This is a genomic window from Pseudazoarcus pumilus, from assembly GCF_002872475.1.
Classification (GTDB): Bacteria; Pseudomonadota; Gammaproteobacteria; order Burkholderiales; family Rhodocyclaceae; genus Pseudazoarcus; species Pseudazoarcus pumilus.
In genome coordinates this window covers 897060-913233 of sequence record NZ_CP025682.1, presented here as the reverse complement: position 1 = coordinate 913233, position 16174 = coordinate 897060, and the positions used below count along the sequence as shown (strand labels likewise).

The window sequence follows — 16174 nt, the reverse complement described above, 5'->3', positions numbered from 1 at the left end:
GGCGAATCGCCTACAATCGGCGCGTCCCGAAAAGGAAGCCATCGATGACCGAAAAAGCCACCCGTCAGGTCGCCCCCGCCCTCAAGGCCGAGATCCTCGCCGAAGCCCTGCCCTACATCCAGCGCTTCTTCGACAAGACCATCGTCATCAAGTACGGCGGCAACGCGATGACCGACCCGCAACTGAAGGACTGCTTCGCGCGCGACGTCGTGCTGCTCAAGCTCGTCGGCATGAACCCGGTGGTGGTGCACGGCGGCGGCCCGCAGATCGAGAGCCTGCTCCAGCGCGTCGGCAAGAAGGGCGAATTCATTCAGGGCATGCGCGTGACCGACGCCGAAACCATGGATCTGGTCGAAATGGTGCTCGGCGGCCAGGTCAACAAGGAAATCGTCAATCTGATCAACCAGCACGGCGGCAAGGCAGTGGGCCTGACCGGCAAGGACGCCGGCTTCATCCGCGCCAGGAAGCTGCTGATGCAGAAGAAGGACGCCCCGCCGGGTGACGTCATCGACGTCGGCCAGGTCGGGCAGATCACCGGCATCGACCCCAGCCTGATCTCGTTTCTCGACAAGGGCGACTTCATTCCGGTGATCGCCCCCATCGGCGTGGGCGAAGGTGGCGAGACCTACAACATCAATGCCGACGTGGTCGCCGGCAAGCTCGCCGAGATCCTGCATGCCGAAAAGCTCGTGCTGCTGACCAACACCCCGGGCGTGCTCGACGAGAACGGCAAGCTGCTCACCGGGCTCACCCCGCGCGAAATCGACGAGCTGGTGGCCAACGGCACGCTCTCGGGCGGCATGCTGCCCAAGATCGGCTCGGCGCTGGACGCGGCGCGCAGCGGCGTGCAGTCCGTGCACGTCATCGATGGACGCGTCGAGCACTGCCTGTTGCTCGAGATCCTCACCGACCACGGCGTGGGGACGATGATCAAGAGCAAGTAGGGCGCAAACCGCCCCGACTCAGCCGCCGATCAGGCCGCGCTCCACGAGCAGCGCGACGATGCGCTCGGCGGCCTCGTCCTCGCTCAGCGTGGTGGTGTCGATGCGCAGCTCCGGCGCTTCGGGCGCCTCGTAGGGCGAATCCACACCGGTGAAGTTCTTCAGTTCGCCGCGCCGGGCCTTGCCGTACAAGCCCTTGGGGTCACGCTCTTCCGCGACCTGCAGCGGCGTATCGACGAAGATCTCGAAGAACTCGCCCTCGCCCACCCGGGAACGTGCCAGGCGACGCTCGGCGCGGAACGGCGAAATGAATGCGGTGAGCACGATCAGGCCGGCATCGGTCATCAGACGCGCCACCTCGGCGACGCGGCGGATGTTCTCGACGCGGTCCGCGTCGGTGAAGCCCAGATCGCGATTGAGCCCGTGACGCACGTTGTCGCCGTCGAGCAGATAGGTGTGGCAGCCGCGCGCATGCAGGCGCTTCTCGACGAGGTTGGCGATGGTCGACTTGCCCGCGCCCGACAATCCGGTGAACCACAGCACGCATGGCCTGTGCGCCTTCATCGCGGCGCGCGCGGCCTTGTCGACGTCGACAGGCTGCAGGTGGATGTTGTGCGCGCGGCGCAGCGCGAAGCGCAGCATGCCGGCACCGACCGTATGGTTGGACAGGCGGTCGATGAGGATGAAGCCGCCGGTGTCCCGGTTGGCTTCGTAGGGGTCGAAGGCCACCGGCCGGTCGAGGCTCAGATTGCACTCGGCGATGCCGTTGAGTTCGAGCGTGCGCGCCGCATTGTGCTCGAGCGTGTTGACGTTGATCTGGTGCTTGATCGCGGTGACGCTGGCGCTGACCGTGCGCGTGCCGATCTTGAGCTGATAAGGCCGTCCGGGGAGCATCGGCTCGTCGGCCATCCACACCAGCGTGCACTCGAACTGGTCGGCGACCTCGGCGGGCGCATCTGCAGCCGAGAGCATGTCGCCGCGCGAGACGTCGACCTCGTCGGCGAGCGTCAGCGTGACCGACTGGCCGGCCACCGCCTGCTCGAGATCGCCATCGCGTGTGACGATGCGCGCCACCGTGCTCTCGCGCCCCGAGGGCTGGACGCGCACGCGGTCGCCCGCACGCAGGATGCCGCCGGCCAGCGTGCCGGCGAATCCGCGGAAATCCAGATTCGGGCGATTGACCCACTGCACCGGCATGCGCAGCGGCGCGCGCTGCATGCGCTCGTCGTCGACCTCAACCGTCTCCAGCCAGGCCATCAGCGTGGTGCCGCGATACCACGGCATGGCCGCCGAGCGCTCGACGATGTTGTCGCCCGCCAGCGCCGACATCGGGATGAAGGTGACGCCCTGCAGACCGAGTTGCGCGGCGAACTCGCGGTAATCATCGACGATGCGTGCGAACACCTGCTCGTCGTAGCCGACCAGATCCATCTTGTTGATCGCGACCACGACGTGGCGGATGCCCAGCAGATGCACCAGATAGCTGTGGCGCCGGGTCTGCGTGAGCACGCCGCGACGGGCGTCGACCATCAGCACCGCGGCATCCGCCGTCGACGCGCCGGTGACCATGTTGCGCGTGTACTGCTCGTGGCCGGGCGTGTCGGCGACGATGAACTTGCGCGTGTCCGTCGAGAAGAAGCGGTAGGCGACGTCGATGGTGATGCCCTGTTCGCGCTCGGCGGCGAGCCCGTCGACGAGCAGCGCGAAGTCGATCGCGTCGCCCTGCGTGCCCCACTTCTTCGAGTCGGCCTCGACCGCGGCGAGCTGATCCTCGAAGAGCATCTTGGACTCGAACAGCAGTCGACCGATCAGCGTGCTCTTGCCGTCGTCGACGCTGCCGCAGGTGATGAAGCGCAGCAGGCTCTTGTTCTCGTGCTTTTCGAGGTATTGCTCGATGTCGGTCGCGATCAGGTCCGAAACGTGAGCCATTCTAGAAATATCCCTCTTGCTTCTTCTTTTCCATCGACGCGGCCGAATCATGGTCGATCACGCGCCCCTGCCGCTCGGACGTGCGGGTGAGCAGCATCTCCTGAATGATCGCGGTCAACGTGTCGGCTTCGGACTCCACCGCGCCGGTCAGCGGGTAGCAACCCAGCGTGCGAAAGCGTACCTTGCGCATCGTCGGACGCTCGCCCGGCGCGAGCGGCATGCGCTCGTCGTCGACCATGATCAGGGTGCCGTCACGCTCGACCACCGGTCGCTCGGCGGCGTAGTACAGCGGCACGATGGGAATGTTCTCGAGATGGATGTACTGCCAGATGTCGAGTTCGGTCCAGTTCGACAGCGGGAACACGCGCATCGATTCGCCCTTGTGCTTGCGCGCGTTGTAGAGCTTCCACAGTTCGGGACGCTGGTTCTTCGGGTCCCAGCGATGCTGCGCGCTGCGAAACGAGAACACGCGCTCCTTGGCGCGACTCTTTTCCTCGTCGCGGCGCGCGCCGCCGAAGGCGGAATCGAAACCGTACTTGTCGAGCGCCTGCTTGAGCCCCTCGGTCTTCATGATGTCGGTGTGGATGGCCGAGCCGTGCGTGAACGGATTGATGTCGCGCGCCACGCCCTCGGGATTGATGTGCACGATCAGTTCCATACCGGACTCACGCGCCATGCGCTCGCGAAAGGCGTACATGTCGCGGAATTTCCAGCGCGTGTCGACGTGCAGCAGCGGAAACGGTGGCACCGCCGGATGGAAGGCCTTCATCGCCAGGTGCAGCATCACCGCGCTGTCCTTGCCGATGGAATAGAGCATCACCGGGTTTTCGGCCTCGGCGACGACCTCGCGCAGGATGTGGATACTCTCCGCCTCGAGGCGTTGCAGGTGGGTCAGCGTCATCGAAAGTTTCCGTGAATCGGGTCGGGGTGCGGTCGAAGCCGCGCCGGACGAGCCCCTATAATAACCGGCTCGTGAAGCCAGCCCGCCCGAAGGAAGCCGATGTCGCTCGACACCGAACAACGCCGCAGCCTGCTCGAAGCCCTGATTCCCGTCGCCCGCGAGGCCGGCCGCGTGATCCTCGACGTTTATTCCACCGACTTCGAAGTGCGCGGCAAGGACGACGCCTCGCCCGTGACCGAGGCCGACGAGCGCGCCGAAGCCGTGATCGCACAGGCGCTCGAAGCCATCGCCCCGGACATTCCGCTGGTCGCCGAGGAGGCCGTCTCTGCCGGCCACATCCCGCAGGTCGGCGAACGGTTCTGGCTGGTCGACCCGCTGGATGGCACGCGCGAATTCATTTCCCGCAACGGCGAATTCACCGTCAACATCGCGCTCGTCGAGGATGGCGAGCCCACGCTCGGCGTGGTGTTCGCGCCGGCACTCGAGCGCCTGTTCGCCGGCGCGGCCGGCGTCGGTGCCTTCGTCGAGGAAGGCGGCGAGCGGCGCGCGATCACGACGCGTACACCGCCTGCCGAGGGCCTGACCGTGGTGGCGAGCCGCTCGCACGGCGACGCGAACGCGCTGGCCGAATTTCTTCGCGGACGCCCGATCGCCGCGCTGAAGAACGCGGGCTCGTCGCTCAAACTGTGTCTGGTGGCCACTGGCGAGGCCGATCTGTACCCGCGCCTGGGCCGCACCATGGAGTGGGACATCGCCGCCGGGCATGCGGTGCTCGCAGCCGCCGGCGGCTGCGTCGACCGCCTCGACGGTGGCCCGCTGACCTACGGCAAGCCCGGATTCGACAACCCGCACTTCGTCGCCGCGGGCCAGCGCAACTGAACCCGCGCCCGACCGATAGACCGCAAATGGAGAAAAGCGCTCAGCGCTTCGATAGACGCTCGACGAATTCGACGACGGTGCCAACGGTCTCGAACGAACTGCCGTCGACTTCGTCGTCGGGCACCTCGATGCCGAAACGGATCTCGATTTCCTGGATGACCGCCAGCACCGCCATCGAATCGAGTTCGGGCACGCTGCCGAGCAAGGGCGTCGAACGCTCGAAGGCCAGCCCCCGGCCATCGAGCGCCAGAACCTCGTCGAGCAACTGCAGGACTTCGTGCTGCGTGTTCAAATAACCAGCCTCATCGTTGGCCGTCGGCCGCTCGGGCGGCAGACGGCGAGTCGCGCATTATACTTGCACTCTCGCGCCCGACCGATGATCCGCTCACGCCTGCCCCACGGAGCCGCATGAACAGCACCACCTTGCTGCACGAATTGATCCTCGCCGCCGCTCAGCGCACACCCGACGCAGGCGCGTTGACCGCGGGCGCGCGCACCCTCGACTATGCCGAGCTCGCGACCCTGTGTCAGGGCGTGGCCGGGGGGCTGACCCGCTTCGGGCTGGCGCGTGGCGAACGTGTGGCGATCTATCTGGACAAGCGGCCGGAGTTCGTCGCCGCAGCGTTCGGAGCCACCGCCGCTGGTGGCGCCTTCGTGCCGCTCAATCCGCTGCTCAAGCCGGATCAGGCCGGCTACATCCTGCGCGACTGCAACGTACGCGTACTCATCACCAGTGCCGAGCGCCTGCCCTTGCTCGCAGGCACGCTGGCACGCTGTCATGACCTGCGCCAGATCGTGGTCACCGGCGAGCTCGACGAGCTGCCGCGCTTCGAGGGCATCACGACGCATCGCTGGGCTGAACTGCTGGAGGCGCCGGCGCTGCCGGGCAGCCGCGTCATCGACAGCGACATGGCGGCCATCCTGTACACCTCGGGAAGCACCGGTCGGCCCAAGGGGGTGGTGCTATCTCACCGCAACCTCGTTGCCGGCGCGCAGAGCGTGTCGCAATATCTGGCCAACGCTGCCGACGACGTGCTGCTGGCGGCCCTGCCGCTGTCCTTCGACGCCGGCTTCTCGCAACTGACCACGGCTTTCCATGCCGGCGCTCGCGTGGTCCTGCTCAACTACCTGCTGCCGCGCGACGTGCTCAAGGCCGTCACGCGCGAGCGCGTCACCGGACTCACTGCCGTGCCGCCGCTGTGGATCCAGCTGGCGCGGCTGGGCTGGCCGCAGGGCACGGACGAGCATCTGCGCTACATTGCCTCGACCGGCGGACGCATGCCCTTCGATACGCTGCGCACGCTGCGCGCCAAGCTGCCCGCGACCCGCCCCTATCTGATGTACGGCCTGACCGAAGCCTTCCGCGCGACCTATCTGCCGCCCGAGGACATCGACGCACGCCCCGGCTCGATCGGCAAGGCCATCCCCAACGCCGAGGTGCTGGTGCTGCGCGAGGACGGTTCCGAATGCGCGCCGCACGAGCCGGGCGAGCTGGTGCAACGCGGCCCGCTGGTGGCACTGGGCTACTGGAACGACGCGGAAAAGACCGCGGAGCGCTTCCGTGCCCTGCCCGCTCATCTCACGTGCCGCTGCGACGGTCTGGTGCTGCCCGAGATCGCGGTGTTCTCCGGCGACACGGTGCGACGCGACGAGGACGGCTACCTGTACTTCATCGGCCGACGCGACGAGATGATCAAGACCTCGGGCTACCGCGTCAGCCCGACCGAGATCGAGGAAGTGCTCTACGCCACGCGCATGGTCGGCGAGTGCGTCGCCTTCGGGTTGCCCGACGACAACCTCGGCCAGAGCATCCACGCCGTCGTCACGCCGGCGCACGACACCGTGGATGTGGACGCGCTGCTCGTCGAATGCCGCGCGCGCGTGCCGGCCTACATGGTGCCGGCGCACATCGAGGTGCGCAGCGGTCCGCTTCCGCGCAACGCCAACGGCAAGATCGACCGCAAGGCGCTCGCCGAGCGCGCCGGCGAGGAATCATGAGCGGAACCGGCGCGAGACCCAGTCCCGTACACGCACCGATGGACCAGTTCGCGGTGCGCGACGGCGAACTGGTCGTGGGCGGCCTGTCGCTGAGCGAGCTGGCCGCACATGCTGGTGGCACGCCCTTCTTCGCCTACGACCGCGCCCTGCTCGACGCACGCATGCGCGAACTGCGCGAGACCCTGCCCGCGCGCATCGAGCTGCACTACGCCATCAAGGCCAACCCCCATCCCGAGCTGGTACGCCACCTGGCCGCTCGCGTCGACGGGCTGGACGTAGCCTCTGGCGGAGAACTCGCGCTGGCCCTGCAGGCCGGCTGCAGCGCGGCCGCGATCAGCTTCGCCGGCCCGGGCAAGTCGCGCGACGAACTCGAGGCCGCGGTCGCGGCCGGCGTGCTGCTCAACATCGAATCGCATCGCGAGGCGCGCGAACTGGCCGACATCGCCGCACGTGGCGGACGCGCCGCGCGCGTGGCGGTGCGCGTCAATCCCGACTTCGAACTCAAGAGTTCGGGCATGCGCATGGGCGGCGGCGCCAAGCCCTTCGGCGTCGATGCCGAGGCCGTCCCCGCGCTGCTCGGCGAAATCAACCGGATGGGCCTGGCCTTCGAGGGCTTCCACATCTTCGCCGGCTCGCAGAACCTGCGCGCCGACGCCATCGTCGAGGCGCAGCGGCTGTCCTTCGAACTGGCCGTGCGTCTGGCCGAACACGCGAGCGCGCCGGTGCGCGTGCTCAATCTCGGCGGCGGTTTCGGCATTCCCTACTTTCCGGGCGACAGCCGCCTCGATCTGGCACCCATCGCCGACAATCTAGCGACGCTGCTCGATGAGGCGGACACACGGCTGCCCGGTGCCAGTCTCGCGCTCGAACTCGGCCGCTATCTGGTGGGTGAGGCCGGCGTATATGTGTGCCGTGTTGTCGACCGCAAGGAATCGCGCGGTCAGGTCTTCCTGGTGTGCGACGGCGGACTCAACCACCACCTGGCCGCCTCGGGCAATTTCGGGCAGGTCATCCGCAAGAACTTCCCGGTGGCCATCGGCAATCGCATGGACGCGCCGCGCACGCTCGTGGCGAACGTGGTGGGCCCGCTGTGCACGCCGCTGGACGTACTCGCCGAGCGCATGACGCTGGCGGACGCGCAGCCGGGCGATCTGGTGGTGGTGTTCCAGTCTGGCGCCTATGGCGCAACGGCCAGCCCACAGGCCTTCCTGGGGCATCCGGCGCCGGTGGAAATGCTCGTGGGCTAGGGGCTGGAGGCCAGCGAACGCGCGTCGCCATCGGCCCGTTGCACGCTTGCGCACACGGTGCAGTCCGGGTCGCGCAACACGTTGATGCTGCGCCATTGCATGCGCAGGCCGTCGAGCAGCAGCAGGCGGCCCGCCAGCGAGGTGCCGCAGCCGATGATCAGCTTCAGCGCCTCGGCCGCCTGGGTGGCGCCGACGATGCCGGTCAGCGGGGCGAACACGCCCATGACCGCGCAACGCACCTCTTCCACGTCCTCGCCTTCCGGGAACAGGCAGTGGTAGCACGGACCATCGCCGCGCAGGTCGAACACCGAAATCTGCCCGTCGAAGCGGATCGCCGCGCCCGACACCAGCGGCTTGCGGTGGCGCACGCAGGCGCGGTTGACGGCATGGCGCGTGGCGAAGTTGTCGCAGCAGTCGAGCACCACGTCGGCCAGCGCGACCTGCTCGTCGAGTGCATCGCCCTCGAGCCGGCAGTGCAGCGGCTCGATGCGTGTGCCGGGATTGAGACGATGCAGCGTGCGTCGTCCGGATTCGACCTTGGGCTCGCCGACGCTCTCGGCGGTGTGCAGGATCTGGCGCTGCAGGTTGGTCAGATCGACCTCGTCGTCGTCCGCCAGGGCCAGCGTGCCCGCGCCCGCCGCGGCCAGATACATCGCGGCCGGCGACCCCAGTCCGCCGGCACCGAGTACCAGCACGCGCGCTGCGAGCAGCGCCTCCTGACCCTCCACGCCGATTTCGGGCAGCAGGATGTGGCGGCTGTAGCGGAGCAGTTGATCGTCGTTCATCGTCGGAATCGCGGGATGGAGCACGCCGCTGCTGGCGTGCCAGGGTTCTACTTGTAGTCGCGCAACTCGACCGGCGTGTCGTCGTGATCGCCGTGCGGATGCTGGTCGTAGACGTTGATGTAGACCTCGTTGGACTTCTTGATGAGGCGCTCGGGCGAGAGCAGGTTGTGGCGCTGCGTCTCCTCGCAGAAATACACGATGGCACGCACCAGCTTCGCGTACAGGCCGTTGTCGAGGTGAAAGCCGGCGTTGCGCAGGCCTTCCTCGAGCAGTTCCAGCGAATAGTCGAGAATCGAGTAGCGCACGCACAGCGCATCGGGCGAGGACGCGTCGCTCACCGACACGCCCTTGAGCATGCGCAAGGCCTCGCGCGCGCGCTCGACCTGCCCCGGAGGCGACGCGGCAAAGCGGACCTCGCGCTCCTTCGTCAGGCCACTGCCCGGCGACGGATGCTCATGATTCCTTCCCGCCAGCTTGTACGCGGTTTCGCGCCGCATCGAGGGCTCCCGGCCGCCTGACTACTTGCCTGCATTCTGGACGATCTGCTCTCCCTTGAGAAGCCTGATGGCCTGGGCAAGCTGGTAATCGTCCTCGCCACCGAGTTCGAAGCGCGGCGTGGACGGGCGCTCCGCACCTTCCTCGGCCGACACCTCGCCCGCGGGCACCTCATCCTGCTTGAGCTCGTCGGCGCCGATCAGGTGACCGACCAGGTCGGCCTCGCGCACGCGACGCGCCGAACCGTTCTCGCTCTCCTCGACGAGGATGTCCGGCTCGATGCCCTTGGCCTGGATCGAACGGCCGCTGGGCGTGTAGTAGCGCGCCGTCGTCAGCTTGATCGCCGACTGGCTGTTGAGCGGCAGGATGGTCTGCACCGAGCCCTTGCCGAAAGTCTGCGTACCGACCACCTTGGCACGGCCATGATCCTGCAGCGCACCGGCGACGATCTCGCTGGCCGAGGCACTGCCGGCGTTGACCAGCACCACCATCGGCACCTCGCGCGCGAAGGCAGGCAGCGCGCTCATGAAGTCGTCACGACGTCCGCGCAGGTAGTCATCGGGACTGGCGAAGTACTCGCGGCGCGCGTCGGGCGCGCGTCCGTCGGTGGACACCACCAGCGTGTCGCGCGGCAGGAAGGCCGCCGACACGCCCACGGCGCCGTGCAGCAGACCGCCCGGATCGTTGCGCAGATCCAGCACCAGACCGGTCAGCGGACCATCCTCGGTGAGGCGCGTCAGATGCTCGACGACCGAGGCCGCGGTGTTCTCCTGGAACTGCGCCACGCGCAGGTAACCGAAGCCGGGTTCGACGAGCTTGGAACGCACCGACTGCACGCGGATGACCTCGCGCGTGATGCGCTCGACGATGGGCGTGGACTCGCCCTTGCGCATGATGGTCAGCGTGATCGTGGTGCCCGGCTTGCCGCGCATGCGCTTGACCGCATCGGACAGCGTCATGCCCTTGACCGGGGTGTCGTCGAGCTTGACGATCAGGTCGCCGGCCTCGATGCCGGCACGAAAGGCCGGCGTGTCCTCGATGGGCGAGACGACCTTGACGAAGCCGTCTTCCATGCCAACCTCGATGCCCAGGCCGCCGAACTCGCCCTGCGTGCCCTCGCGCAGTTCCTTGAAGGCCTCCGCGTCGAGATAGGCAGAGTGCGGATCGAGATTGCTGAGCATCCCGCTGATCGCGTGATTGATCAACGTCTTGTCCTCGACCGGCTCGACATAGCCTTGCTTGATCGCGTTGAACACGTCGGCGAACGCGCGCAGCTCCTCGACCGGCAGTGGCGCCGGCGCCGTGCGGTCGGCAACGGCCGAAAAGTTGAGGCTGATCAGCACACCGGCCACCAGGCCGGTGAGGATCAAGCCGAGTTTCTGAAACTTGCTGCGCATGACGACTCCTTCAATCGATCTGTCCGCGGCGCGTTCAACGGCGGCGAATCCACCGCAGCGGATCCACCGGCTCTCCGCGATGCCGGATTTCAAAGTATAAGCCCGATTCCCAGGCGCCTCCGCTGGCCCCGACGCTGGCGATCGGGGTTCCGCCGGCGACGCGCTCTCCGACCACGCGCAGCAGCGCGTCGTTGTTCGCGTAGATGCTCATGTATTCGTTTCCGTGGTCGACGATGACAAGATTCCCGTAGCCGCGCATCCACTCCGAGAAGACCACCTCCCCGGCCGCGACCGCCCGCACCTGTTCGCCGGCATTGGCACGGATGAACAGGCCGCGCCAGCGCGTGCCTCCATCAGGCCTTGGAGCACCGAAGCGCCCCGCAAGTTCGCCGCGCACCGGAAATCCCAGACGCCCGCGCAACTTGGCGAACGGCGTGCCGGCCGGCGTGGACTCGGCCAGCGGCCCGGTATCGATGCGCGTGACCGGCGGGGAAGCCGGCGTTGGCGGCGCCGGCGCGCGACGCGCCTGTTCATTGCGGCGCACCATCAGTTCCACCACGCGCGCCAGTTGCTGCTCGTTTTCGCGCAGCGCCTCGATCGCGCGCTCCTGGCCGTGCAGCCGCCCGGACAGCTCCGCCGCAGTCTTCGCCCGCAGCGCCAGCACCTTCTCGAGTGCGCGCTGCTCGCGACGTTGCTCGGCCTCGAGCGCGGCGATGCGCTCGCGCTGCGCCCGGGCCTCGACGATCAGCCGTTCCTGCTCGGCAAGATCGCGGCGCAGGGCGGCGATCAGTTCCATGCGCGCGCGCCCCAGATGCTCCAGATAATGGGCGTCGCGCGCGATCTGGTTGGGATCCCGCCCCGACAGGAACGGAGCGACATCGCTGCCACCCTGCATGTAGTGGCGCCGCAGCAGGGCGGCCAGCTCTTCGCGCCGCGACTCGATGCGCGCGCCGACACGTTCGCGCTCGGCTTCGTGCTCGGCCAGCTTCTCCTCGGCCGCCTTGCGCCGGGCGAGCACGTCGCGCAGCTTGCGTCGCGCTGCCGACACCGCGGCCTCGGCCTCGGCCAGCCCGCGCGAAGCGGCGGCATGCTCGGACTGCGTGGCCGCGATCGCCGACTCCAGCTCCTGAATGCGGCGCTGCACCTCATCCAGATCGGCGCGTCGCCGCTCGACCGGGTCGGCCTGCGCGAACGCTGCGGGCGCCGACAGCGCTGCCCCCAACAGCAGCATCGCAGTCAGGAACAGGGAGCGCCCCAATGCAGACACTTACTCGCGCGGGCCGCCGTGGCGGGCGACCTCGGCCTCGGCCTTGCGGATGACATCCTCGTCGGCGAGGTAGTAGCTGCGCAGCGGGCGCAGATCGGCATCGAGCTCGTAGACCAGCGGCTGACCGGTGGGGATGTTGAGCTTCACGATGTCCTCGTCGGAAATGCTGTCGAGGTACTTGATGAGCGCGCGCAGGCTGTTGCCGTGGGCGACGATGAGCACGCGGTGGCCAGCCAGGATGTCGGGGACGATCATCGTCTCCCAGTAGGGCACGAAGCGCGCCACGGTATCCTTGAGGCATTCGGCGCGCGGATAGCGTGACCGCGGTAGCGTGGCATAGCGCGGGTCGTCCACGGTGAGGCGCTCGTCGCCGTCCTCGAGCGGCGGCGGCGAAGTACCGTAGGAACGCCGCCACACCAGCACCTGGTCGTCGCCGAAGCGCTCCGCCGTCTCGGCCTTGTTCAGCCCCTGCAGCGCGCCGTAGTGGCGTTCGTTCAGACGCCACGAGTAGTTCACCGGCAGCCACATCAGGTCGAGTTCCTCGAGCACGATGTTGAGCGTCTTGATCGCGCGCTTGAGCACCGAGGTGTAGGCGCGCTCGAAGCCGAAGCCCTCGCGCCGCAGCAAGCGCCCCGCTCCATGGGCCTCTGCTACGCCCTTGTCGGTCAGATCGACGTCGGTCCATCCGGTAAAGCGGTTTTCCTTGTTCCAGACGGATTCGCCGTGTCGCAGCAGAACGATCTTGTACATGAAGCCTCGGGTCGGAAATTGGACGAGCCGGCATGTCGGGCAAAGTGATCCTGCCCGAGTCCGGCTCGATATTTTATACTAGTCTTTCTGTCCCGACCCTGACACGCCAACCGTGACCACACCTTCCATCTTCGCGCTCATCGAAAAGGACGAACACATCGAGACCGCCGCGCGCGCGCTCAAGGCGATCGCCCACCCGCTACGTCTGAAGATCCTGTGCGTTCTCGGCGACGGCGAGGTCTGCGTCCAGGACATCGTCGACGCCGTCGGCACCTCGCAGAGCAACATCTCCCAGCACCTGGCCATCCTGCGCGACAAGGGCGTGCTGCAGACCCGCAAGGACGCCAACCGCGTCTATTACCGGGTCGTCGACCAGCGCACACTGCAACTGATCGGGCTGATGCGCGAAGTCTTCTGCAGCGATCGCTGACCCATCCCCCGCAACCGGAGTACTGAATTGGAATTCCTGGCTGAACACTGGCAATGGACGCTGCTCGCACTCGCGTCGAGCACCTTCCTGATCGTCGACACGATCCGTCAGGCCACCGACCGCAGCTCGCTCGCGCCGCTCGACGTCACGCAGAAGATCAACCGCGAGGACGCGGTGGTCATCGACGTGCGCGAGCAAGGCGAATATGCGCAGGGCCACATCCCCAACGCGCACCACTTCCCGCTGTCCGAATTCGACCGTCGCATGGCCGAGCTGAACAAGTTCAAGGACGCCCCGCTGATCGTATGCTGCGCCACCGGCAACCGGTCGCGCAGCGTGCTCACCAAGCTGCGCCAGGCCGGCTTCGAGAAGGTGTTCAACCTCAAGGGCGGCATCGCCGAATGGGAAAAGGGCGGCCAGCCGCTGGCCACCGGTCGCAAGGCCAAGGGCAAGAAATGAGCGCACGCGTGAAAATGTACACCAGCGCCGTGTGCCCGTTCTGCGTGCGCGCCGAGCAACTGCTCGAGACGCGCGGCGTGACCGATGTCGAGAAGATCCGTGTCGACCTCGACCCCAGCCTGCGCAGCGAGATGATGCAAATCACCGGACGCCGCACGGTTCCGCAGATCTTCATCGGCGATTACCATGTCGGCGGCTGCGACGAACTGTACGAACTCGACCGCGACGGCCGGCTGATTCCGCTGCTGACCGCGCCGCAATCCTGACACTCCGACGAACCTTCAACTTCAAAAGACCCGCACATGGCCGAACAGACCCAACCCTCGTTCTCGATCGAAAAGATCTTCGTCAAGGACCTCTCGCTGGAGATCCCGCACGCTCCGCAGATCTTCCTCGAACTCGAGAACACCAAGCTCAACGTCGAACTCAACACCAACGGCAGGAAGATCGAGGATCACATCTACGAAGTGACGCTCGTCGCCAACGTCTCGGCCACCGTGCCCGACGGACGCACCGTCTTCCTGGTCGAGGTCGCCCAGTCCGGCATCTTCCAGTTGCGCAACATCCCCGAGGACGAACTCGATGGCGTGATGATGGTCGGCTGCGCCAACATCCTCTTCCCGTACGCGCGCGAAACGGTCTCCGACGCTCTGACCCGCGCGGGCTTCCAGCCCGTGCTGCTGCAGCCGGTCAATTTCGAGGCCATGTACCAGCAGCAGAAGCAGCGCGGCCAGACGGCCACCGCAGAACAGGAGCAGTGACATGAGCATGCGTGCCCGCAGCCTCGTCGCCATGGCCCTGCTGGCGCTCGCGGCCGCGAGCGCGCAGGCCATCGAATACCGCTCCGTCGCCCGGCCGGCGATCCTCTATGAGACGCCGTCCGTGCAGGGGCGCAAGCTGTTCATCATTTCCGAGGGGACACCGGTCGAAGTCGTCGTCCAGCTCGAGCGCTGGATCAAGGTCCGCGACCCGGGCGGCGCCATCAGCTGGATCGAACGCGACAAGCTGCGCGCGCAGCGCACGCTGATGGTCGTCGCCCGGCCCAGCGCCGCGGTGCGCGCCCAGCCGGCCGGCGACGCCGACAAGCTGTTCGAGGCGGCCACCGATGTGGTGCTCGAACTGGTCACGCCGCCGGCCAACGGCTGGGTCCAGGTGCGCCATCCGGATAGGGGCACCGGCCACGTGCGCGTGACCGACGTCTGGGGGCTGTAGGCCGATGCGCATCGCGGTGTTCGGCGCCGGCGCCTGGGGCACGGCGCTGGCCGTGGCCTTCGCACGCGCACATGAGGTCCTACTGTGGTCGCGCGAGCCCGAGCAGGTCGAGACCCTCGCCCGCGAGCGCATCAATCACCAGTTCCTGCCCGAGGTAGCGTTCCCCGACGCGCTGAGCGTCACCGGCGAACTCGACCACGCCGTCGATGCCGACCTGCATCTCGTCGCCACCCCGCTGGCCGGCCTGCGCGACACCGTCATTGCGCTGCACGCACGCCGCCCCGCCACCCCGCTGATCTGGGCCTGCAAGGGCCTCGAGGCGGGCACCGGACGCATGCCCCACGAGATCGTCTTCGACGCCATCGGCAGCGACACGCCCTGCGGCGTGCTCACCGGTCCGAGCTTCGCAGCGGAAGTGGGCGCCGGGCAACCCACCGCCATCGCGCTCGCCTCCACCGACCGGGCCTTCGCCGAGCGCTGGGTACAGGCCCTGCATCAGCCACGGCTGCGCCTGTACGCCAACGACGACCTCGTCGGCGCCGAGATCGGCGGCGGGCTGAAGAACATCATCGCGATCGCCGCCGGCGTGTCCGACGGCATGGGTTTCGGCCTGAACGCGCGTGCCGCGCTGATTACGCGCGGACTGGCCGAGATCACGCGCCTGGGCGTGGCGCTGGGCGCCCGACCCGAGACGCTGACCGGGCTGGCCGGCATGGGCGACCTGATCCTCACCTGCACCGGCGATCTGTCACGCAACCGGCGTGTCGGCCTGGCGCTGGCCAGCGGCCAGTCCCTGCCCGACATCCTCGCAAAGCTCGGTCACGTCGCCGAAGGCGTACCCACCGCGCGCTCGGCGGCGATGCTGGCCCGGCGCCACGGCGTCGAGATGCCCATCACCGAAGCCGTCGACGCGCTGCTGCACTCCGAACACATCGGTCCGCGCGACGCGGTCGAACAGCTGCTCGCGCGCGACCCGCGCCACGAGCAGGACTGAGCCGCCCCGGCACTCACACCGCGCCGGCAAACCCCTGCTGGCGCCACGCCTCGAACACCACCACGGACGCGCTGTTGGCCAGGTTCATGCTGCGGTTCGACGGCAGCATCGGGATGCGCAGCACCGCGTCCGCGGCAAACCCGTCGAGCATCTCCTGCGGCAGGCCGCGCGTCTCCGGTCCGAACACGAACACATCCCCCGGAGCATAGGTGACCTCGGCAAAACTGCGCGTACCGCGCACGCTCAGCGCGAACATGCGACGCCCGGCCAGCGCCGTGGCGCATGCGGACCAGTCCGCGTGCACCGTGACCCGCGCGAGATCGTGATAGTCCAGCCCGGCGCGTGCGAGCTGACGGTCGCTCAGGTCGAAACCGAGCGGGCGCACCAAATGCAGGCGCACCCCGGTGTTCGCGGCCAGGCGGATCAGATTGCCCGTGTTGGGCGGAATCTCGGGCTGATACAGGACGAGGTCGAACATGCAATGGGCACT

Annotated in this window: 19 protein-coding genes; 10 read left to right on the top strand and 9 right to left on the bottom strand. The window is 67.6% G+C overall.

Going from position 1 to position 16174, the window contains the following annotated elements; translation table 11 throughout:
• Positions 1–44: 44 nt before the first annotated feature.
• Positions 45–944, top strand: coding sequence for an acetylglutamate kinase (gene argB / locus C0099_RS04380; protein ID WP_102246316.1), 900 nt, complete (start codon positions 45–47; stop codon positions 942–944).
• 18 nt (positions 945–962) lie between these two features.
• On the opposite strand, the gene cysN is transcribed toward argB, so the two are convergent.
• Both cysN and cysD read right to left on the bottom strand, forming a co-directional pair.
• Positions 963–2870, bottom strand: a complete 1908-nt coding sequence (gene cysN, locus C0099_RS04375) for a sulfate adenylyltransferase subunit CysN (RefSeq protein ID WP_102246315.1) — start codon at positions 2868–2870, stop codon at positions 963–965.
• A 1-nt stretch (position 2871) separates the two neighbouring features.
• Complete coding sequence (gene cysD / locus C0099_RS04370; protein ID WP_102246314.1) at positions 2872–3771, bottom strand: sulfate adenylyltransferase subunit CysD; 900 nt, start codon at positions 3769–3771, stop codon at positions 2872–2874.
• Between the two features lie 99 nt (positions 3772–3870).
• Between cysD and cysQ the strand changes: the two genes are divergently transcribed.
• On the top strand, positions 3871–4650 hold the full coding sequence (cysQ, locus tag C0099_RS04365; RefSeq protein WP_102246313.1) for a 3'(2'),5'-bisphosphate nucleotidase CysQ: 780 nt from the start codon (positions 3871–3873) through the stop codon (positions 4648–4650).
• 40 nt (positions 4651–4690) lie between these two features.
• On the opposite strand, the gene C0099_RS04360 is transcribed toward cysQ, so the two are convergent.
• Positions 4691–4942 (bottom strand): phosphopantetheine-binding protein, encoded by a 252-nt coding sequence (locus C0099_RS04360; RefSeq protein WP_102246312.1) that lies wholly within the window; start codon positions 4940–4942, stop codon positions 4691–4693.
• Between the two features lie 116 nt (positions 4943–5058).
• On the opposite strand from C0099_RS04360, the gene C0099_RS04355 reads away from it, so the two are divergent.
• Together C0099_RS04355 and C0099_RS04350 are read left to right on the top strand one after the other, a co-directional pair.
• On the top strand, positions 5059–6648 hold the full coding sequence (locus C0099_RS04355) for an acyl-CoA ligase (AMP-forming), exosortase A system-associated (RefSeq protein WP_102246311.1): 1590 nt from the start codon (positions 5059–5061) through the stop codon (positions 6646–6648).
• Positions 6645–7895 (top strand): pyridoxal-dependent decarboxylase, exosortase A system-associated, encoded by a 1251-nt coding sequence (locus C0099_RS04350; RefSeq protein ID WP_228151651.1) that lies wholly within the window; start codon positions 6645–6647, stop codon positions 7893–7895. Before C0099_RS04355 ends, C0099_RS04350 begins: the two co-directional genes overlap by 4 nt.
• Here the strand turns inward: C0099_RS04350 and C0099_RS04345 are convergent.
• From C0099_RS04345 to gpmA, 5 genes are read right to left on the bottom strand one after another with little or no spacing between them, the layout of a single operon-like run.
• Positions 7892–8680 (bottom strand): HesA/MoeB/ThiF family protein, encoded by a 789-nt coding sequence (locus C0099_RS04345; protein WP_102246309.1) that lies wholly within the window; start codon positions 8678–8680, stop codon positions 7892–7894. The two genes, C0099_RS04350 and C0099_RS04345, sit on opposite strands and share 4 nt — an antisense overlap.
• 47 nt (positions 8681–8727) lie before the next feature.
• The gene (locus C0099_RS04340; RefSeq protein WP_102246308.1) at positions 8728–9177 is read right to left on the bottom strand and encodes a hypothetical protein; all 450 of its coding nucleotides are present in this window, start codon (positions 9175–9177) and stop codon (positions 8728–8730) included.
• A gap of 21 nt (positions 9178–9198) precedes the next feature.
• Positions 9199–10572, bottom strand: a complete 1374-nt coding sequence (locus tag C0099_RS04335) for a S41 family peptidase (protein ID WP_102246307.1) — start codon at positions 10570–10572, stop codon at positions 9199–9201.
• A 34-nt stretch (positions 10573–10606) separates the two neighbouring features.
• Positions 10607–11839: a murein hydrolase activator EnvC family protein gene (locus tag C0099_RS04330; RefSeq protein ID WP_102246306.1), complete on the bottom strand. Its 1233-nt coding sequence runs from the start codon at positions 11837–11839 to the stop codon at positions 10607–10609.
• Positions 11840–12589, bottom strand: a complete 750-nt coding sequence (gpmA, locus tag C0099_RS04325; RefSeq protein WP_102246305.1) for a 2,3-diphosphoglycerate-dependent phosphoglycerate mutase — start codon at positions 12587–12589, stop codon at positions 11840–11842.
• A gap of 112 nt (positions 12590–12701) precedes the next feature.
• Between gpmA and C0099_RS04320 the strand changes: the two genes are divergently transcribed.
• The 6 genes from C0099_RS04320 to C0099_RS04295 are packed head-to-tail and all read left to right on the top strand — an operon-like array spanning position 12702 to position 15684.
• The gene (locus tag C0099_RS04320) at positions 12702–13019 is read left to right on the top strand and encodes an ArsR/SmtB family transcription factor (protein WP_102246304.1); all 318 of its coding nucleotides are present in this window, start codon (positions 12702–12704) and stop codon (positions 13017–13019) included.
• A gap of 27 nt (positions 13020–13046) precedes the next feature.
• On the top strand, positions 13047–13478 hold the full coding sequence (locus tag C0099_RS04315; protein ID WP_102246303.1) for a rhodanese-like domain-containing protein: 432 nt from the start codon (positions 13047–13049) through the stop codon (positions 13476–13478).
• Positions 13475–13744, top strand: coding sequence for a glutaredoxin 3 (gene grxC, locus C0099_RS04310; RefSeq protein ID WP_102246302.1), 270 nt, complete (start codon positions 13475–13477; stop codon positions 13742–13744). The genes C0099_RS04315 and grxC overlap by 4 nt, the downstream gene beginning before the upstream one ends.
• Before the next feature lie 36 nt (positions 13745–13780).
• On the top strand, positions 13781–14239 hold the full coding sequence (gene secB, locus C0099_RS04305; RefSeq protein ID WP_102246301.1) for a protein-export chaperone SecB: 459 nt from the start codon (positions 13781–13783) through the stop codon (positions 14237–14239).
• 1 nt (position 14240) lies between these two features.
• Entirely contained in the window at positions 14241–14690 is a 450-nt protein-coding gene (locus tag C0099_RS04300) for an SH3 domain-containing protein (RefSeq protein ID WP_164084874.1), read from the top strand.
• Positions 14691–14694: 4 nt separating this feature from the next.
• Positions 14695–15684, top strand: coding sequence for an NAD(P)H-dependent glycerol-3-phosphate dehydrogenase (locus tag C0099_RS04295; RefSeq protein ID WP_102246300.1), 990 nt, complete (start codon positions 14695–14697; stop codon positions 15682–15684).
• 13 nt (positions 15685–15697) lie between these two features.
• Here C0099_RS04295 and C0099_RS04290 read toward each other — a convergent pair whose 3' ends face one another.
• On the bottom strand, positions 15698–16162 hold the full coding sequence (locus C0099_RS04290) for a tRNA (cytidine(34)-2'-O)-methyltransferase (RefSeq protein WP_102246299.1): 465 nt from the start codon (positions 16160–16162) through the stop codon (positions 15698–15700).
• Positions 16163–16174: the final 12 nt, after the last annotated feature.